The 17,344-nt window shown below is 60.2% G+C and carries 27 protein-coding genes and 1 tRNA gene; 13 read left to right on the top strand and 15 right to left on the bottom strand.

Annotation, left to right across the window (positions count from 1 at the left end):
• Nucleotides 1–136: 136 nt before the first annotated feature.
• Nucleotides 137–370, bottom strand: a complete 234-nt coding sequence (locus GWG67_RS36675) for a hypothetical protein (protein ID WP_275174549.1) — start codon at nucleotides 368–370, stop codon at nucleotides 137–139.
• Between the two features lie 101 nt (nucleotides 371–471).
• On the opposite strand from GWG67_RS36675, the gene GWG67_RS36680 reads away from it, so the two are divergent.
• Nucleotides 472–630, top strand: a complete 159-nt coding sequence (locus GWG67_RS36680; RefSeq protein ID WP_275174550.1) for a hypothetical protein — start codon at nucleotides 472–474, stop codon at nucleotides 628–630.
• 2,009 nt (nucleotides 631–2,639) lie between these two features.
• Here the strand turns inward: GWG67_RS36680 and GWG67_RS36685 are convergent.
• The 7 genes from GWG67_RS36685 to GWG67_RS36715 all read right to left on the bottom strand — a co-directional run bounded on the left by GWG67_RS36685 (nucleotide 2,640) and on the right by GWG67_RS36715 (nucleotide 7,635).
• Complete coding sequence (locus GWG67_RS36685; RefSeq protein ID WP_275174551.1) at nucleotides 2,640–4,010, bottom strand: AAA family ATPase; 1,371 nt, start codon at nucleotides 4,008–4,010, stop codon at nucleotides 2,640–2,642.
• A 283-nt stretch (nucleotides 4,011–4,293) separates the two neighbouring features.
• Nucleotides 4,294–4,530: a hypothetical protein gene (locus GWG67_RS36690; protein ID WP_275174552.1), complete on the bottom strand. Its 237-nt coding sequence runs from the start codon at nucleotides 4,528–4,530 to the stop codon at nucleotides 4,294–4,296.
• Nucleotides 4,531–4,766: 236 nt separating this feature from the next.
• Nucleotides 4,767–5,039 carry an AlpA family transcriptional regulator gene (locus GWG67_RS36695; RefSeq protein ID WP_275174553.1) on the bottom strand — a complete coding sequence of 91 codons (273 nt, stop codon included), beginning with the start codon at nucleotides 5,037–5,039 and terminating at the stop codon, nucleotides 4,767–4,769.
• 215 nt (nucleotides 5,040–5,254) lie between these two features.
• Nucleotides 5,255–5,331 (bottom strand) — tRNA-Pro (locus tag GWG67_RS36700).
• A 114-nt stretch (nucleotides 5,332–5,445) separates the two neighbouring features.
• On the bottom strand, nucleotides 5,446–5,931 hold the full coding sequence (locus GWG67_RS36705; protein ID WP_275174554.1) for a DUF192 domain-containing protein: 486 nt from the start codon (nucleotides 5,929–5,931) through the stop codon (nucleotides 5,446–5,448).
• Between the two features lie 111 nt (nucleotides 5,932–6,042).
• Nucleotides 6,043–6,675 carry a cold-shock protein gene (locus tag GWG67_RS36710; protein ID WP_018457757.1) on the bottom strand — a complete coding sequence of 211 codons (633 nt, stop codon included), beginning with the start codon at nucleotides 6,673–6,675 and terminating at the stop codon, nucleotides 6,043–6,045.
• A 198-nt stretch (nucleotides 6,676–6,873) separates the two neighbouring features.
• Entirely contained in the window at nucleotides 6,874–7,635 is a 762-nt protein-coding gene (locus GWG67_RS36715) for an NAD-dependent protein deacetylase (RefSeq protein ID WP_275174555.1), read from the bottom strand.
• A 295-nt stretch (nucleotides 7,636–7,930) separates the two neighbouring features.
• Here GWG67_RS36715 and GWG67_RS36720 point away from each other — a divergent pair, with 295 nt between their 5' ends.
• Nucleotides 7,931–8,095: a hypothetical protein gene (locus tag GWG67_RS36720; RefSeq protein WP_007610153.1), complete on the top strand. Its 165-nt coding sequence runs from the start codon at nucleotides 7,931–7,933 to the stop codon at nucleotides 8,093–8,095.
• Nucleotides 8,096–8,163: 68 nt separating this feature from the next.
• On the opposite strand, the gene GWG67_RS36725 is transcribed toward GWG67_RS36720, so the two are convergent.
• Entirely contained in the window at nucleotides 8,164–8,460 is a 297-nt protein-coding gene (locus GWG67_RS36725; RefSeq protein ID WP_275174556.1) for a hypothetical protein, read from the bottom strand.
• Nucleotides 8,461–8,678: 218 nt separating this feature from the next.
• Here GWG67_RS36725 and GWG67_RS36730 point away from each other — a divergent pair, with 218 nt between their 5' ends.
• Both GWG67_RS36730 and GWG67_RS36735 read left to right on the top strand, forming a co-directional pair.
• The gene (locus GWG67_RS36730) at nucleotides 8,679–8,969 is read left to right on the top strand and encodes a hypothetical protein (RefSeq protein WP_275174557.1); all 291 of its coding nucleotides are present in this window, start codon (nucleotides 8,679–8,681) and stop codon (nucleotides 8,967–8,969) included.
• A gap of 76 nt (nucleotides 8,970–9,045) precedes the next feature.
• Complete coding sequence (locus GWG67_RS36735) at nucleotides 9,046–9,171, top strand: hypothetical protein (protein ID WP_007610149.1); 126 nt, start codon at nucleotides 9,046–9,048, stop codon at nucleotides 9,169–9,171.
• Here the strand turns inward: GWG67_RS36735 and GWG67_RS36740 are convergent.
• Nucleotides 9,168–9,365 (bottom strand): hypothetical protein, encoded by a 198-nt coding sequence (locus GWG67_RS36740; protein ID WP_275174558.1) that lies wholly within the window; start codon nucleotides 9,363–9,365, stop codon nucleotides 9,168–9,170. The genes GWG67_RS36735 and GWG67_RS36740 overlap by 4 nt on opposite strands.
• A 761-nt stretch (nucleotides 9,366–10,126) precedes the next feature.
• Nucleotides 10,127–10,279 (bottom strand): hypothetical protein, encoded by a 153-nt coding sequence (locus GWG67_RS36745; protein ID WP_275174559.1) that lies wholly within the window; start codon nucleotides 10,277–10,279, stop codon nucleotides 10,127–10,129.
• 292 nt (nucleotides 10,280–10,571) lie between these two features.
• Between GWG67_RS36745 and GWG67_RS36750 the strand changes: the two genes are divergently transcribed.
• Complete coding sequence (locus GWG67_RS36750) at nucleotides 10,572–10,799, top strand: hypothetical protein (protein ID WP_275174560.1); 228 nt, start codon at nucleotides 10,572–10,574, stop codon at nucleotides 10,797–10,799.
• Nucleotides 10,800–11,025: 226 nt separating this feature from the next.
• On the opposite strand, the gene GWG67_RS36755 is transcribed toward GWG67_RS36750, so the two are convergent.
• Nucleotides 11,026–11,202, bottom strand: a complete 177-nt coding sequence (locus GWG67_RS36755) for a DUF2934 domain-containing protein (protein WP_007610132.1) — start codon at nucleotides 11,200–11,202, stop codon at nucleotides 11,026–11,028.
• A gap of 160 nt (nucleotides 11,203–11,362) precedes the next feature.
• On the bottom strand, nucleotides 11,363–11,659 hold the full coding sequence (locus GWG67_RS36760) for an HU family DNA-binding protein (RefSeq protein ID WP_007591377.1): 297 nt from the start codon (nucleotides 11,657–11,659) through the stop codon (nucleotides 11,363–11,365).
• A 410-nt stretch (nucleotides 11,660–12,069) separates the two neighbouring features.
• On the opposite strand from GWG67_RS36760, the gene GWG67_RS36765 reads away from it, so the two are divergent.
• The 7 genes from GWG67_RS36765 to GWG67_RS36795 all read left to right on the top strand — a co-directional run bounded on the left by GWG67_RS36765 (nucleotide 12,070) and on the right by GWG67_RS36795 (nucleotide 15,791).
• Nucleotides 12,070–12,255, top strand: a complete 186-nt coding sequence (locus GWG67_RS36765) for a hypothetical protein (RefSeq protein WP_007591378.1) — start codon at nucleotides 12,070–12,072, stop codon at nucleotides 12,253–12,255.
• A gap of 259 nt (nucleotides 12,256–12,514) precedes the next feature.
• Nucleotides 12,515–12,817, top strand: a complete 303-nt coding sequence (locus GWG67_RS36770; protein ID WP_275174561.1) for a hypothetical protein — start codon at nucleotides 12,515–12,517, stop codon at nucleotides 12,815–12,817.
• Between the two features lie 126 nt (nucleotides 12,818–12,943).
• Complete coding sequence (locus GWG67_RS36775; protein WP_275174562.1) at nucleotides 12,944–13,216, top strand: hypothetical protein; 273 nt, start codon at nucleotides 12,944–12,946, stop codon at nucleotides 13,214–13,216.
• Nucleotides 13,217–13,382: 166 nt separating this feature from the next.
• Nucleotides 13,383–13,559, top strand: a complete 177-nt coding sequence (locus GWG67_RS36780) for a hypothetical protein (RefSeq protein ID WP_275174563.1) — start codon at nucleotides 13,383–13,385, stop codon at nucleotides 13,557–13,559.
• Between the two features lie 219 nt (nucleotides 13,560–13,778).
• Complete coding sequence (locus tag GWG67_RS36785; RefSeq protein ID WP_275174564.1) at nucleotides 13,779–14,303, top strand: hypothetical protein; 525 nt, start codon at nucleotides 13,779–13,781, stop codon at nucleotides 14,301–14,303.
• Between the two features lie 168 nt (nucleotides 14,304–14,471).
• Entirely contained in the window at nucleotides 14,472–15,494 is a 1,023-nt protein-coding gene (locus GWG67_RS36790) for an acyltransferase (RefSeq protein ID WP_342761077.1), read from the top strand.
• 93 nt (nucleotides 15,495–15,587) lie between these two features.
• Nucleotides 15,588–15,791, top strand: a complete 204-nt coding sequence (locus tag GWG67_RS36795) for a DUF3072 domain-containing protein (protein ID WP_275174566.1) — start codon at nucleotides 15,588–15,590, stop codon at nucleotides 15,789–15,791.
• 233 nt (nucleotides 15,792–16,024) lie between these two features.
• Here the strand turns inward: GWG67_RS36795 and GWG67_RS36800 are convergent, their stop codons facing one another.
• Both GWG67_RS36800 and GWG67_RS36805 read right to left on the bottom strand, forming a co-directional pair.
• On the bottom strand, nucleotides 16,025–16,294 hold the full coding sequence (locus GWG67_RS36800; RefSeq protein WP_275174567.1) for a hypothetical protein: 270 nt from the start codon (nucleotides 16,292–16,294) through the stop codon (nucleotides 16,025–16,027).
• A 5-nt stretch (nucleotides 16,295–16,299) separates the two neighbouring features.
• The gene (locus GWG67_RS36805; RefSeq protein ID WP_275174568.1) at nucleotides 16,300–16,500 is read right to left on the bottom strand and encodes a hypothetical protein; all 201 of its coding nucleotides are present in this window, start codon (nucleotides 16,498–16,500) and stop codon (nucleotides 16,300–16,302) included.
• A 298-nt stretch (nucleotides 16,501–16,798) separates the two neighbouring features.
• Between GWG67_RS36805 and GWG67_RS36810 the strand changes: the two genes are divergently transcribed.
• Nucleotides 16,799–17,197, top strand: coding sequence for a VOC family protein (locus GWG67_RS36810; protein ID WP_275174569.1), 399 nt, complete (start codon nucleotides 16,799–16,801; stop codon nucleotides 17,195–17,197).
• Nucleotides 17,198–17,344 lie beyond the last annotated feature (147 nt).

Below are 17,344 nucleotides of genomic sequence, written 5' to 3' on the forward strand. Positions count from 1 at the left end.
CACGTACCAACGTCTACGGCGAGCCATAAATCGAAATCGCAGGATGCCTTGAAGACCGGTTCGCGCGGAATTGTGACAAACGTTGAAGGGCTCCAGAAGGCCGAGCACAAATCCCGCGCCTCGCCGAATAGGCCCGTTACCATCGACGCCCGCCGAGCACCCTGCCCTTGTTGTGATGCGTGTCGGTCTTCTTCAGCGCGTCTCGCTGGTCGCAGAGCGTATCGATCTTGCCTAGCATTCGCGAGAGCAAGGTCTCAGCCGATGCAGTCGATATGCCCGCCCGCTGGAGTTGGAGGATCTCCTTTCGCTGGCGCCCCACTTGGGTGCGCATGCGCTCGATCTCCTTCCTGATGTAGTTCAGGTCGGCCATATCCGCCTCTCGTTTGGAATGGACACATTAGAACGAAAAGCGAACGAATACTCAAGCCAGATTCTTCAGGAACTCGACTTTTTGGGAAGAGTTGTGCGCCCATGAAGCCGGCGAAAACCTTTAAACAGCAGGCTCGGGTAGCTGAGAAGACCGCTGAGGTGACGGCCGACGAATTCGTGTCTCGGCAGATGAAGGCTCTGGCCACGGGGTTTAGAGCGCAAGCGAAAGTGTTGAAGAAGAAAAAGAAGAAGGGCAGATGACGAAGGAATCTCTTCAGAACCAAGCCGACTGGGTCCAAGCCTCGCCGCCCAGACGTCGGACGATGAGCTCCGCGAGACCTTCTCAAGGCCGCGCGGGAATACCGAGAGCAGCTGATCAGCGAAAGCAACCAGCCCGCCGATCGCCTGGGCGCCGTACCAGGCTCTCCGAATAGACAAGCCCCGGCGTCTGGGCGCGACCCAACGACCCAGTGAAGAGCAAGCCCGACTCGGTCGCAAAGGGGGATCGCAGTGAGCGACAGGACCGGCAATGAACCTGCACCTTTAGTGCTTTGCGGCGTGGCAATCATCCCGATCATTGCGGTGTTGGCGTGGTTCGCTTTTTAGCGCTTTGAAACCTGTTCCGCGATCGCGCCTCATACAGTCGAAGCCTCCCTAAGCTTCACTCCCGACCAGAAAGCCCCGCTTCCCCAGGCGGGGTTTTCGCTTTTCTGGCGCTGCATCAACGCACCCATTTTTTCAAGCGCCCGTTTTGTGTTGAGACCACTTTTCCCGGTGCAGCAGCCTAGGTGTGGGCAGGGATTTGCGGAGGCAAATTGCCGAAAACCTTAGTGGAATTCAGAGCGCAGAACCTTCGTGAGCAGCTTTGCCTGAACGATTCGAGCTACATCAAATCCTGGATCAGGAAGTTCGACCAGCAGAACGGGATCGAACCTAATACTCCACCGAAGTCTCCAAGGAGCGAGGTGTTGCTTCACCCAAGAAGGCCAAGCCCGGCGGTCGGACGAACTGAGCTCGTTCTTTCCTTCGTTCGGCGCCCGCCGGACGCACTGCGGCCAAGACGTGCGTTGAGCGCTAGCCAGCTCGCCGCTTTTCGGAGACGCCGCGGCCCTCGTCTTCAACTTACTGGACCGGTATTCAACACACGAGCAACACGAGCCAAGGTCGGCAAAATCAGTGGCCGATAGCGGCTGGTTCGCGTTTGCTTGTTTCATGGAACCTCTACAGCTGTGATGTAGGACCGTGTGCGCGGCCTCTGGCGCTTTTTGGCTCTGGGCCGATGTGACCGGGCCCAGAGGGGTAGGTCAGGCTTTTGGCGCGGTCACCCCCGCGGACCGCCGCTGAAGTTGCGCTCGCGACGCCGCGGATTTCGAGATTAATTTTGCACCTTTCTGGGAAACCTGCGGCGTAGCGCGCAGCATTGTACGGCCGGCCGTTGGGGCGGATCGGTTTAGGGATTGCGGTGGCCCCTGCCCCCGGCTGCCTCACATCCTTTCAGGGCGGAGGTAGGCGCCCAATCTCGGTGTCCATCAAACCGGCAGCAGCTCAGATTGATGTCGTCCCGTTTGGTGAGAACAAATACCTCCTGCGTGCCTTCGCGGTAATGCTCGCCAGGCTGTGCTTTTTTCCATCTCAACTGCTGCCATGACGCGTCGGCGTCTACAACATCACGCTCAACTGTTTCGGTCTTATCGAAGTCAACCGCGTGTTATCGTTCGCCGCACTGAGGCGGGGCATAGCGTTTCTCGCCTGCCAATCCGCAAGGCCCATCACGAGGACAAGCTTGCCAGCCTTATGTAGGCGACGGCCCTGTGGCCACGAGCGCCCTGGTGGGCGCGCTCGCCCGTGGTCGCTTGCTCCGCGAGGATGGCGCGGTGCTGCTCAGGGGTACGCGGCCGGTTGTTGTTGTCATGATGCATGGTAGTCCTCGACGTGATGCTTGATTTTGGCCGCATGTGCGGCTCTCTGCCCTTTGGCACGGACCCGTGCGCACGATTTTCCTTCGCGCACGGCGCCTAAGTTGTTGCGAATGCAACGATTGTAACCGCCCCGTGCGCTTTCCTGCGCCCTAGAGAAGGAGACGCACGGGGTTCCCGCACGAACTTTCCCTGTGTGTGGGTGTGATGAATCACACACCACACAGCCAACAGTGGGTTGTTGGTTGAAATCGTGCGCGTGGCACAAGCTTGTAAACGATTGCGCGTAATATGATATTCGCGACATCGTGCGACCGCGCGCGCTGGTTTCGTGCGCGCACGGTTCGCGCACGCTCAGCCATCACGCTGGCGGATTAGTCCGGCAGATAGGCGCGCTGCGGACTCGGCGCCGTGCTTATCGGCGCGCGCCCCAACTGCTGCCTCAGTACCCTTGCGGGTCAGCTTCCATGCTCCACGCGGCGTGACGTCGACCAACTTTCTGGTAAAGAGACGGTCCTTCGCCCGCCGAACGCGGTCCTTGTGTGGCGCACCGCTGGAAGTGACCCAGCACAACGCGTCAGCAAGCTCGGTGAGGGACGCGCCCTTAACACGCTCGATGGCGAGCAACACGTCATCATCATCATTGCGGGCCTTGTCTGCTCGCCTGATGCTCTCGCCCTTCGTCAGGGCCTCAGCCATCACGGTTGGTACGGGCCTGCCTTTGCTATCCACCAAGGCGGGCGCCGTAACTGTCTTCAGTTCGAAGTAGATGGGATCAAAATCCGGGCCGCGGTGCTTACCCTGCCAATGGAGTTTGACTGTCTCGCCCTTATTGAGAGTGAGATTTCCATCAACCTCCGCAATGAACGCCCCACCACCGCGGGGCAATAGGTTCGACGGGTCTGCATTCTTCACGGGATGGCATGCCGCATAGACCGAAGGTTTGCCTGGCAAAGTTGTCAGCTTACGCAAGCTTCGCGCGTGGGCGCCAAGCTGGGTATTGCTGTTTTCGTCATCACCATGAAAATAGGCCGCGCTGGTATCGACAACTACCATATCGGCACCGCCAATTTGTTCGACATCTTTCCTGATGCGTTCGAACATTTCGGCGACACTGAACGTGCCGGCGATGAAGTGCACGTCTACGCAGTCTGGGTCGAAATCCAGGTGGTGCGCCATTGCGATCCAGCGCATGCGGACATCATCTGGATTTTCGCCCGCAAAGTAGACAACACGGCCCTTCTCAACGTCACGGTCGCCGAGCGGCTTTCCCATCATTGTCAACGCCGTGAGCAAGAGCAGAACAGCGGTCTTGCCGGTGCCTGTCATCGCCGTAGTCGAGTACAGATAACCCTTCTGGGAAATGCCATCCACGTGGTAGTCGGGCGGTGTAAAACCTCGGATAAAGTCTGCGCTGGATTGAATGCCGGGATACGCACTGGGAGGTTCGTTGTTGTTGGCGGCAACTGGTGTTGACCGTTCACCGCGTGCGCGTCCCGAACTGCGATAGCTGTTTTTGATTTCGGCGGTTCCGCCCGCCTTCAGTTCGAGGTCGCACAATTTGCCTTCGTACCAGGCGCCAATCAGGAGCCAAGCGCCGGATTCACTTCTGACGATTTCGCCGCTGCCGTCGCAATTGACCTCGCGGAATTTCCTGATCGTGTCGCGGTCCTCCTCTGAACGAGCGAGCGACGCTTCGATCTCTCTAATATTTACAGGTGTCATGTTCGGTCTGCAGCTCCAGAAGAGACTTGAGTGCGAGTTCGGCAAGCGCCTTATTGAATGATGTAGAGAAACCAGCGACGCGCTGCTGGAACGCGTTAGGCGAGATCACGCGAGCGGGCTCGTCACCACGCTGGCGGAGACCGAGACTGTAGAGACGTAGGTGCGCGTTCAGTTCGAGATCGAAGCGCGCAATTGTACTGCCTCCCGGTGGCGACGGGCTGATTGCTATTATTTTCAAGATGAAATCCCCTGTTGGGGTTGCCCTATTGGGCGATGCTCTCGGCTAGAGGGCCGATCGAGCTAGGCGGCTTTGGTGCCGCCAGCGTTCGCGCTGCTCCGCTGGGAACAGTTCAATCATTGCTTCCAGCGTCTGTATGGCGCCTTCTAGTTGCTCAACACCGAAGCCGCCGGCGAGCTGGTTGTCGCGGCCCTCGTTGAGATGGCGTACGGCCCGCTCCCTAAGTTGCAAAAATCGCAGCGCACCTCCGATTCCCAAATCCGTCACGGTGTCGTATTTCAAGTTTGACTCGGCAACCTGGATGAGCCGCTGCGCCCTCCGCTCCGGTACACCGGCACGCTTCAAGAATGGCAACCACTCACCATGCTTACAGTCGGCCTTCGCTGCGACCAGTAGGCGGCCGGCTTCTAAGGCTCTCCCAATTGCTTCTTTCTGCGCAGTGTCTGCAGCTGCCATAAGCTCCCGCACCGTCTCAGCGCGGTCTGCTAGGGCATTGCTGTCGAATGCAGGCCTACCGCTCACGCCGTCACCGCCTTGCCGGTATTGTCGTTGGCGGTCCAGGTCGAGGTTCGCCGCCGCGACAGCATCCAGGCGTCTACGTCCGCGCGGTCGTACTTGACCTGACGGCCAATTTTGAAGAATGCCGGCCCGGTGCCATCGCATCGGCGCTTGGCGAGCGTCGACCGCGACAAGCCGGTGGCGGCTGTCATTTCGTCCAAGGTGAGAAGATTCAAAAGAGCCTCCGATAAGGAGGTTACGTTTAACGCCCCGGCCGCGGCCAGTCGGCGCATATAGAGATAGTGCGGTTGGTCTCGCAAAATACTAAGCGGTCCCTGTCGAATTCAGTGTGCGCCGCTGAATTCCGATAGATACTAAATATGGTGTGCGGGCCGGAAAGACGGGGGCGGTTGCCGAAAATATTCTTGGTGCAATCCCGCGGTGGCTACCCGGTGGCTACTCGGCGAATTTCAGGCTTTCAGACTTCCGGCTAAGTACTTGATTTTGTTGGTCGGGGCAGCTGGATTCGAACCAACGACCTGCAGTACCCAAAACTGCCGCGCTACCAGGCTGCGCTATACCCCGAATGTCCGGCGAGCCCCGTCGATACACGCTTCCCAAAGCGCCAGCAAGCCTTCCAAAGGCGCCAGCCCGCTTCCCAAAAGACCGCCAGGACGGGAGCAATAGCTCCCTTCCCGCCTACTTGCTGCCGAACAGCGGGTGGCCGACGCGGTCGCCGGCGCGGATTCCATATTTCTGCGCCGTTCCCGCCACCACCTCCAGAACGGCCCGCGCGGGCCCCCTGGATGAGATGATCTTTGTCGACATCGGCTCGGTATTTTCGGCGATGCGCAGGATGCGGCCGTCGGCGCGAATGAAGATCATGTCGAGCGAGACGTAGGTGTTCTTCATCCACATCGACACCTCCTGCTCGGGATTGAAGTCGAACAGCATGCCTTTTCCGTCCGCCAGTTCCTTGCGGTACATCAGGCCGGTCTGCTTCTCCTCCTCGGTCGTCGCGATCTCGACCGAGAACACCTGCACGCCGTTCCTGGTGACGATCTCGAGCGGCTGGAAGCTGGCGGCGCAGACGGGCGCGCTCGCAACGGTACAACTGGCGATGACGAGGATGGCGGCAAGCCAGCCCTTCGCAACGGCGAAGACGGCCTTTCGATCGAAATTCATGAATGGCACTCGAGGCGTGGGACTGGACCAGTCCTTACGCGGCAGCCTCCGGAAAAGCCAGAGGCGCGCCGGCCAGCCAGCGCACTCCTGCTCACGATCGTGGGAAATGGATCAGTGGGACGAGACCGGCGATCCCGTCTCGGGATGGATCTCGGCCGCCATCATGCCCTTGGAGCCGGGCCCGAAGCGGACCAGGACATACTGGCCGGGCCGCAACTCGGTCATGCCGAAGCGGCGCAGCGTCTCCATGTGCACGAAGATGTCGGGCGTGCCCTCGCCGCAGGTGAGGAAGCCGAAACCGCGCAGCCGATTGAACCATTTGACCTGGGCCCGCTCCAGCCCGCTGGTCGCCGTCACCGTGACATGGGTGCGCGGCGGCAGCATCTGCGCCGGATGGATCGCAGTCGACTCGTCCATCGAGACGACCCGAAACGCTTGGTAGCCCTTGGCCCGCTGGATGCACTCGACGACGATGCGGGCGCCTTCGTAGGCGGTCTGGAAGCCGTCGCGCCTAAGCACTGTAACGTGCAGGAGCACGTCGGGCCAGCCATTGTCGGGAACGATGAAGCCGTAGCCCTTAGAGGCATCGAACCATTTGATGACGCCATGAACCTCGACGAGGTTGGCGCTGCTCTCACCAAGTCCGGTGAACGGACTGAGAGCGCTGTCGCGACCGCCACCGCCGTGTTCGCCCACGGCGGGAACTCCGACCTTCTTGGACTCAAATCCGTCCGACGACCCCATAACCCCGGACCCCACACATGCCATGCAACCCGCCTGAATGGCGGCGCCGAATCACGCGTCTTTAGAGAATCTTCTCAACTCGACGCGACGCGAATCTTTCGACTCAAAAGATAACACTCCCGGTTGCGACGCATAGACAAAAAAGAGATTCGGCGGAACCTATGAACAGCTTGCACAGCCGCGAATCAAATTGCTGCCTCAATTAGCGACAAAGGGCCCGAGCGTTTCGCCGATGTCGTGGCGGATCACGAGGTCGGCGATGTCGTCCTGCTCGGTCGGCTCGCGATTGACGATCACCAGGCGCGCACCTGATTCCTTCGCCATCATCGGAAAGCCCGCGGCCGGCCATACCACCAGCGAGGAACCGATCGCGATGAAGAGGTCGCAGGCTTGCGACAGCGCGGTCGCGCGCTGCATTTCGTCCTCGGGCATCATCTGGCCGAAGGAGATCGTGGCGGTCTTCACCGGCTCGTCGCATACGGTACAGTTGGGCGCGGCGCCCTCCTCCTCGAAGCGGCGCTTCACCCCATCAAGCGGATAGGCCTGCCCGCATCCGATGCAGCGCGCATACATGGTGTTGCCGTGAAGTTCGATCACGTGATCGCTCGCGACGCCGGAGGCCTGGTGCAGATTGTCGATGTTCTGAGTGATGATCGCGGGAACCTTGCCGGCGCGGTAGAGCGAGGCGAGCGCGCGATGACCGCGGCCGGGCTTGGCCGCCGCAAAAACCTCCTCCATCGCGAAGCGCCGGCGCCAGGATTCGTCGCGCGCGTCCTGGTTGGCGACGAACTCGTCGAACGGGATCGGGCGGTTGCGCGTCCAAATTCCGCCCGGCGAGCGGAAGTCGGGGATGCCGCATTCGGTCGAGATGCCGGCGCCGGTGAACGGCACGATCCGTTTGGCTTCGGCGATCATGTCGCCGAGGCGCTCGACGCCGCTGCGAAGATCCGATGCAATCAACGCGGCCTCCCGTTTTGCTTTGCCGTTTTTGCCTAGTCGATTGGTTTTTCTGATTTGTTTTTGCGCTAGCTGCAACGTGCGCAAGCGACAAGATTGTTGACGCTGTTATCCACCGCCGTGCAAGGACTGGTCGGCAATTTTTTCCGACCCTCGCTTATCACAATCCTGCAATGCCTCCTCCCCATTGACGCCCCAATCAGAAGCGCCAATGCATGTGTTGACGCGACTCAACGTGATTGCGGCGGCAGTGCTTGAGCTCAGTAGGACACATACTCACGTGCAGAGGGGATTTGACATGACCGAGGACGAACAACGCAAAATCCGCGAACGCGAAGAGATCGCCGCCCGTGTCGCCGCCTTCCGTGCCACCCAGGAAAAATTCAAACGCGAGCGTGACGAGTATTTCGTCTCGACGCTCGACAACGCTCGCAAGGTAGAGCGGCCCTCGCTCTGGCCGTAAACACACCAGATCACCAAACATGAAAAGAGCCCGGAGCGTTGCTCCGGGCTCTTTCGTTTGTTCAGCCTTTACCAGTGACGGTAATAATGGTGGCGGCGGTAGTACGGTCCATCGCCGTAATAGGCGTACGGACCAGGGCCGTAAGCGTAGGCGGGGCGGCCATAGTAGCCATACCCCGGGCCATAGCCGTAGCCATAAGGATGGGACGCGGCGACAGCGCCCGCGGTGATGGCGCCGGCGGCGAGGCCGAATGCGAGGCCCGGACCGATGCCGCGGCCGCGCGCCTCGGCGGGCGCAGGCGCCGCGATCGTGGTCACGCCGACGGCCGCAACGGTAGCCAGAACTGCCAGTGTCTTCCTGATCATAAATGTCCTCCTTCGTATCTCGCACAGACAACGCCCGCGCGTTGCGATGGTTGCGCGCAAGCCTGTGGAACCGAGCTCGGAATAAATGCGACCGTGCATGGAACGGGGACGCGTTCCGCGAATTGCATCTTCGAGTGCGGAAGCCTCCGCCATCCGGTTGAGGCAACAGCACGAAAGACCCCGTCAGCATCACCGATGCTGGCGGGGTTTTCAGTTTCATGCACAACATTGGCAATGCGCCACACTTGCTGCCAAAGGGGAGCGCCGAGGAGGATAAAGTGCCGATATCCAAATTGCTGGCCCGTATCCGCAGGCTCGTTCCCAAATCAGGCGATCAGCATTACGACGAGATCGTCCGCAATTTCGGTGTCGGGACGCTGCGCCCGCCGCCGACGCCGATGAGCGACGGCGAACTGGCGCGGGCCATTGCCGAGTTCCTTAGGGAACAGCCGTCGAGCGAATCCGTAGGCGCCCTCGGCCGGCGGCTCGACCCCACCACGCCGCTTTGAGGTGCCGTTCTTCTCGTCCGGGAACATGCGTTTCGCGCGCACGTTGGCGTAGCCTTCAAGGAGAAAAGAGGCCCCCATGCCCGTTTGGCTCGAAGTCTTGCTCAATCTGTCCGGCTATGCCGGCTTCGTGGCGCTCGCCTCACACGGCACCGCGTGCCCGGGCAATTCCGCCGACCATCAGATCTCCGGCGACGACCGCTAATTCGCGTGCGGCGCCTGGCCCGCAGTCCGCATCAGCCTGTCGGCCTTGACCGCGACACGCGTGTCCTCGAGCTGCGGCCGCAGCGAGAAGCTGATCACCACGAATGCCAGACAAAAGAGCGTGCCGACGATGGCGACCCGCCGGTAGGTGTGGCGGTCGCCCTGATAAAAGCTCGGTTCTGAAAAAGGTGTCATGAATTTCGTTCTTGGCAAAATTGCTGGTTGGTAAAAGTCGCTTATCGCCAGACACACCTATCGCGCGTGGCAGCAAGCGCAACGCGATTGCGCTTTTAACCTAACCGAATAGGGTTATCGGCTTCGCGGCAATCTTCCATTAGGAGTTCGCCAAGCGTCTTCAGAACACGTGTCTTCAGAACACGCGTCTTCAGAACTCGGCGAGCCGCTTCAGGCTTGCGCGAAAGCCGAGGCCTTGTGCTAATCCGCCGTCCGGCTTTGTTCCAGCTTCGCTTTCCTTTCGTTCTCGAAGAACGAATCGGAATCGCGGAAATCGGCGCGAAGCAAGCCTTAAGAATTCGTTTGCACGCAAACGAGCGCAGTCGCCAACGATCGCGCGCTCACATCGCGTCTTCGGATTTCGAGCGCGGTGGCACTTGCGGCACCGATGGCCTGCCTTTGCGCAAGCGCGGGTGCCGATCGTACCAAAACACTTTTGCGATCTCGGCGAACATCTCGAGAAACCAGCACGCATCCATGTCGCGCCTCCCTCGCCTGATCTCGTAGCGAGGACACGCGGACGGGACCGTGCGAAGCATCACGCTGGACTGGTTAGGAAGCGCGTGTCCCGCATCGACACAGAAGGCACGGCTTGTTCTGCATCCGACTCCATTTCGTTCGCAGAGAACGAATCGGAGTCGAGAAGTCGGCGCAAAACGATTCCTAACGATCGGTGAAGGCAGGCGCGACTGCCCGTTATCATCGGCGCAATGCGACGCTCATTACGCGGCTCGCTTCACAGTGTCCTTCCCCGACAGGTCCTTCTCCGAAAAGCATTCGAGGATCTGGATGCGGAGTTCTTCCGCGGCCGGGCCCTCGAGCTTCCTGAGCTGATTCCAGAGCCTGATCACTTCGCGTTGTTTCTCGACAGTCATGGGCACCTCCAAAAGAATGCTCACTTCCAAAACCGATGCCTCACTAGAACAAAATGGGAACAAAAAGTCCAGCCCCTACCTGCGAAATTCGCTGGGCACATCGCCCTGAGCCTTCCGCGCGCCGGCGCGGTTGCTTTTTTGGTTTTCAACCTTAAGTTCGAGCCACGGCCGGCGGCCCGGCGCTGAAATCCCATCGCCGCCAGCCAAGAAGGCCCCGTGCGAAAGCGCGGGGTTTTTTCTTTTGGGGAACGCGCCATCGCCCTCCCCGTTAGTCATTCCGGAGCGAGGGACCGTGACCAGAAAATTCTACGCCGTCGAAGTGGTGCGTCAGATCGAGGAGACCGTGGAGATCATGGTCGAAGCGCCGGACCAGACCGCCGCACATGATGCAGCGCTTGCGCACCTGAAGGCGCGCGGCTTCGAATATCAGTGGCTCAATCCCAAATGCGATCTCGTCGTCTGGCGCGAGCGCCAGGTCGATACGCCGGCGATCATCGACGTGTCCGTGTCGCCGGACTAGCGGCCGGAACGAATTTACCCGGCCCGCGTTGTCAATTCGAATTCAGTGGTGCTGGCGGCATGTCGCGACGCGGCCGGCCAGCTTGAAGAGCCCCGGTCCCTGAGCCCGGGGTTTTTCTTTGAGGCGACTCCATTCGAACGGTGGCCGAACAGCAAAGCAGCCACCCGGGTGTTACGCCGAGTGGCTGCTTTGAGAACTGTCAACGCTCGCCTCTTAGACCAGCAAGTCAGACCGGCAAATTGTCGGTCATCCCGGGCGGCACTTCGCCTTGCTTGGTCCGCTCGGCGAGAAGCTCCTTTTCGGCTTCGTACCAGAAGGTGTCCATCGTGCCCGCGGGCTCGCCGGCCTCCTTCCAGAGGTGATAGGCCCGGTTTCGAATCTCTTCTTCGCTGAGACCAGTCATGTGATTTCTCCCTTTCGGAAGCAAAGCCTGACGACGCCCGAGAGTTCCCTAAGAGAGTTCCTTATTGGTTCGGCACAAGCAAGCAGTCATTGCAGCACGTCGCGGCAGCACTCCGCGAAAAGGAGCCTCCGCAACGAAACCGCGAACCCTTAGCGAACCCTTAGACGGAGTCCTTGGCCACCTTCAGCGGCGAGGCCTTCACCGACTTGCTCGCCGGCTTCGCCGCGAACTGCATCGGCTCCTTGGTGAAGGGATTGACGCCCATGCGGGCTTCGGTCGCCGGCTTGTTCACCACCGACATCTTCACGAAGCCTGGAATGACGAACTCGCCGGACTCGTTGAGCTCCTTGTAGCCGACCGTTGCCATGTACTCGATGACCGACTTCACGTCGTTCTTCGACAGCTGCGTGCCCTCGGCAATTGCATCAATCAACTGAGTCTTGGTCATCTTCGCCATGTCTGAATTTCCTTCTTTGCGCGCGAGCAGGCTTTGCTCAGGACGCGGTCCAACCGCGCAACGCGCTTCTGATTCATGCCAACTTTCATGAAGTGACGGGGCTTAGAACCCATCGACGCCCAAAACGCAAGCAGGGGGTTCTGCGGGAGCCCGGACGCCGTGGGAAAGATGCCGCAGCCTGGGCCGTTTTCGCGTTGAACCATTTTCTCCCTGAGGCGTCTAACTCTTTGAAGTCCCCAAGCTTCACCCCCATCAGAGAGCCCCGCTTCCCCCAGGCGGGGCTTTCGCCTTTTCCGGGGACCCGGCCACGCAATTTCGATCCAGCTGGGCCCCGAGGTCTGCGCCTGGGCCGCGCGGGTGACCGTCACAAGGCAGGTTCTCTTTTCCGGCCATCTCCTGCATAATGCGGCATGGCAAAAACAAAAGTGACCTTCAAAACCGTCCGCATTGCAGACAACGACTGGAAAATCCTGGCGGATTACCCGGACAGCGAACAGCGCGAAATCAAGGGCTTCACCAGCAAGGCAGATGCCGACGACTGGATCAACGGCGACCGCAAGATCGCGTGGCTCCGCTCTCAGGGATACGCCAAATAGCGGATACGCCAATAGCGCGTGCAAGTAACACGCGCCTAAGTTACGCGCGCATCGTGTGACGCCCGTATGGGCATGCGCGCTTAGTCCCTCCCCGCTCCAGATGTTCTTCCCGTGCCGGCGCGTTGTCGAGCAGGCGGCGACGCCCGCGCGTCTATCGCCTACCTGGTCGAGAAACCTGTGGCCGGGCATGTGCCGTTGAGACTTCAGTAACCTAACGCCTCCAAGCTCCTCTCAGTATCGTTGCGTTGGAGTACCCACAGTGCTGGATTTTAACGAGCTGCGTGAACTCGCAGCCGATGTTCGCGTGTTCGTCGACATTGCCGAAGACAAGGCCGAAGCGCTTCGCGCCGTCATCACGGCCTATGACGTGGTGCTCGCGATCTTCCCGTCCGGAGAGGGCATGGGCCTCCACATCATCAAGGGCGGCGAGATCCTGGACCATATTGCAAAATCACGAACCCATGCGAGCTACAGCCACACGGCCATCGCGGTTCCCGACCTGGAGCATGCGGAAGTGCTCAAGCACCTGACGGGCCCGGCCGACCAGCGCATTGCGGCCTAGTGGGTTTTCACGCGAAGTCGATAGCGGTCCGCGCGCAGACGAGAATTTTTGCACTCCGGAACGCCCTGTTTTAGGAACACGGCTCCTGCGCTCCCGTTGGCCCACGCAACCAACCAGGAGTTTGAGATGAAGAAGCTCATCATTGCGACCGCCGCCCTCGGCCTCATGTGCGGCTCCGCCTTTGCGCAGAACCAGACCGGCCCCGCCGCGCAGACCGACAACATGCAGAAGCCCGGCATGACCAACACGGACAAGGGCACGATGAGGAGCGGCACGACCGGCATGAGCCATGACGGCATGAGCAAGGGCGGAACGGTGAGGCCCGACGCCTCCGGCCAGGGTGGCTCCGGCCCCGGCAGCGATCAGGGCGGTACCAAGACCCGCAGCAACATGAAGTAAGCCGGTTTCGGCTTGTTCCCGGCCGCGTCGCTTTCCACAAGGCGGCGCGGCCATTTCATGACGCGGTTTTTTTGAACCTGTCGCGAATGCACTCCTCACAATCCCGCGCGCGCCGGAACGGTCAGGTCTCGCCGCGAGTTGCCCCATCTATAGCAAGGAGATCGTCATGAGCGTTGAAGGTAAAGTGAAGGAAGGCGCCGGGTTCATCAAAGAAGAGATGAACGAACACGGCAAATCCCCCGAAAGCCAGAAGAAGGCTCAGGAAGGTCGCGACTTGCGCAACGAAGGCCGGATCGAAGACGGCAAGTCGCCAAAGACGACGAAGCCCGGCACCGGTCACTAGATCGCGTTTCGAAACCCCGTTTGGTGAAAGCCGCCCCTGGTCATGTCAGGGGCGGTTTTCACGTTCATGACCAGCCGACACGTGCCCACGCGATCTTCCGAAGCTCCGATCTTCCGAAGGTGCGGCCTACAAAGATAGCGGGCGGCTCGAACCATCCAGCGCGATGGCTGGTAGAACGCTTCGGCTGTTGTATGGTCGAACGTTTTTTGTGAGGGGCCGATGAAGATTGCCATTGTTATCGCCGGCTTGATCGTTGTTGCTGCTGCCGTTCTCGTCTCGGTACAGCCCGGCTTCCTGAAGCCTGCGTCTCTGGCACTCGTGAAGAAGTCCGACATTCTCGGCTTTTCGCCCGGAATGACATTCGACGAGACCAACAAGCTGATCACGCAACGTCGCTACAGCTGCCGTCAGCTTCGCTATTCCTACGTCCTTGAATGCGCAGTCGACGGCGCCAAGGTCACGATCTTTGCCGACGACATCGACCCCAAGAATCCGGACCCCAAACATCCCATCTGGCGCGTCAATGCGGAGTTGAGCAATCCGGGGCCCCAAGACGCTGCTTCCAAAGACGCTGCCGTCAAATCGATATCCGACCAGTTCAACGCCCAGCCAACCCGGGACGCCCGGGAGGGATGGATATGGACCGTCGGCCGTGGGCTGAAGCTGAGCTACGACGGCGCCGCCTTGAAGCTCGTGGACGAAGCCGAGGAAATCAGGCGTGCCAAGCAGGAAGCAAAGCGCTAGCGAGCGCTCCTGTAGTCGTCCGTTTGATGAATTGCACAGCAGTCTATCCGCCTGAGACATGTCTCATTCCCAGCGCATCCAACAGCCATCTATCGCATCCGCGCAACTGTTCCTTAATGGGTTTCCCGCCTAGATTGCGCTATCCTGAAATGAACGTGGCGGGGCTTGGTGCGGATCTTCGCGGGTGTACAGGCGATGCGCGGGGTCGCTGCGCTGTCGGTGGTCTGCGGACACGCAATCAGTGCGCGACCCGATATGGTCGGGCCGGACCTTGCCGAGGGCGCGCTGACGATCCTTGCGAGCGGCGTCGACATCTTCTTCGTGATCTCCGGCTTCATCATCGCGACCACGGCGGCGGCACAACACAACCCGCTGGATTTCGCTTTCAGACGAGCCCTCCGAGTTTTTCCGCTCTATTGGCTGGTGTTGCTGGCGGCGTTAGTCAGCTCCTCCTGGATCGCGCTGGCGCCGGGCGACCGCCCCGCCCTCGACCTCGGAACCATCTTCGCATGGACCTATCCGAACTGGTACCTTGCGCCGGCATGGTCGCTGGCTTTCGAACTGCACTTCTATGTTGCCGTCGCCGTCGTCCTGGCGATCAAGCCGGACCGGCTGTTCGAGATCTTGTTCGCGGGATTCGGCCTGGTCATTCTTGCTCTCGTCTTCGGCCTTGAGCTCGGGATCTACTTCCATCCGCTGGTGCTGGAATTCGGTGCCGGCGTTGTCATCGCCTATCTCCAGAGAAGCGGACGATTGCGCTTTTCGCGCCGCGTCCCAGCCGTTTCCGCGGGCCTGTTCGTGGCCGGCTGGTACTGGATTTTCGTGCACGGTGCGATCGACGCGCAGTTCGCGCGCGTCCTGACCTATGGCCTCGGCGCGGGATTGCTGATCCATGCTGTGGTCGCCGTCGAGATCGAAGGACGATCCTTCTCACCGGTCCTGCAATGGCTCGGCAAGATTTCGTACTCGCTCTATATCGTCCATTATCTGGTGGTGAAATGGATCGCCAGCTTTGACGGACTGTGGCTTCTGTCGACCGTCGGCACAGTCATCGCCGGCATCCTGCTCTCCATCGGTCTCGCCGCCGCCTTGCACGTCGCCGTCGAGGCACCGATCCTCGATTGGGGGCGCAAGGCAAGTCGCAAGATAAGTCTGATGCGCAGACGCCGAACGATGCCGGCCGTTTCCTGATCATTTCCCGACGCTCGATTCCGGTCGCCGGCCACGAACAAACAAGGAACAAAAAGCGCGAGCCGGCATTGAACCTGAAAAGGAGAGATCGTCATGGCTGACAGGATCGCTGACAACACACAAAAGGATCCGAAGGATTGGGTCTCCGGCGACGACCCGATGACCGGTGCCCAGGAATCCTATCTCAAGACCCTCGCCGAGCAGGCCCACAAGGAGCTCCCCAAGGAGGATCTGACCAAGGCAGAGGCGTCAGAGCTGATCGACACGATGCGCCAGAAGGCCGGGCTCGAGAAATAGACGGCTTCAGCATTTCGAACCACGGGAGACGGGCGGCGGCTGACAGGAAGGCCGCCGCCGATTTTCGCGAAGCGCCAATTTGCGGCAGCGAAACGCCAACCAGAGGCCGTCATGGGCCATTGGAGGCATCGATGCTGGCGAAGAGCACCGCGATCACGCAGTCAGCTGCGCGTCACCGTAATTCGCAATTCGCCTCGGATGGGCGAATATCCGGCATCACGGTCATTGCCGGATCACTTCGGCAGACCACGAATTGCCAACTTGGCGACCGTAACAACGACGAAGGCAACCGCCCCGTAAACGATGGCATTCACGGCCCAAGTGATGGCGACGCCCAAGAAAACCGAACTGCCGACAGCTCCCCAGAAAAGGTAAGCTGCAGATATGCCCGGCATCTCCCATGCCATCACAGCGATGGAGTAGTCGGTGAGCTGCTCCATCACGAGCAGCACCGCCGAGACGAGCGCCCCGATTGCCAGTGCGGTGATGAGAACCGATTTCATTGTCTTCAAAGCCCCAACAGACCCATCAGTATCGGAATCATAAAAAAGGCTGCCAGACCGAGGAGGCCTCCTACGGCAACCTTCACCGAACGCCGTTGGATTTTCGGCTCGAGCCACGTCGCCACTTTGACCCAGAGCGCATACGCCCATCCAGCAACAATCGAGCGGATCAGTGAAAGCAGAAGCTCGCCTAGAATACTGGCCATAGCGGTTAGTCGCGCCATCGCCGCGAGCAGTTCATCTGCGAACGGCTAAACAACCCTGTCCAACCGTGAGTGAGGTGCCCAGACTCTGCGGTTGGCGTCACCGTTCTGACGGCCCAGTTAGCGCTGGGGGCTTCGTGAAGGAGCTAGTTTTCTAGCGCTTGAGCACCGCCATCGCAATTCATGCCCGTCGTTGGCGCGCTCGGCGCAGCATCGTGACTGCTGCCATCAGGGTGGCAGCAGCGGTGTGCGACGAGCCCCGCGATGCCGCTCAAATCTGCGGCCAACCAAAGGACATGCCATGAAGTTCGCCTCCACTCGCCTGATCGCCACCGACATCAAAATCATGGTTTCGTTCTACGAAATGGTAACCGGAGCTTCCGCCGAATGGCTCGCGCCGGTGTTCGCCAAGATCGTGACGCCGGGCGCCAACCTGGCAATCGGCGCAGCCGAGACGGTCGCGCTCTGGAAAGAAAACAGTGCCGAGCCCGGCGCAAACCGCACCGCCGTGATCGAGTTTCAGGTTGAAGACATCGATGCGGATTATGAGCGCCTGAAAGACAAGGTCACGCTGGTGCATGAGCTGAAAACGATGCCATGGGGCAACAAGACATTCCAATTTCGTGACCCCGAAGGCACCGCAGTATCGCTCTTCATGCCGCCGACCGAGGAGGCCGGAAAGCGCCTCGCGGCGCAATAAGGCGGTGGCGGCAGATCTGCCCTCATAATGTTGCCAGTGGCGTGTGTGCGGCACTGGATTTGCGGTGAAGGTGCATTGAAATTCGCCGGCTGATTTACTTCATCGGCTGGCTTCGCCCTCACCCACACGTGCGCCCGCCCCCTGCCC

The sequence above is a fragment of the Bradyrhizobium sp. CSS354 genome, assembly GCF_029051725.1.
Lineage (GTDB): Bacteria > Pseudomonadota > Alphaproteobacteria > Rhizobiales > Xanthobacteraceae > Bradyrhizobium.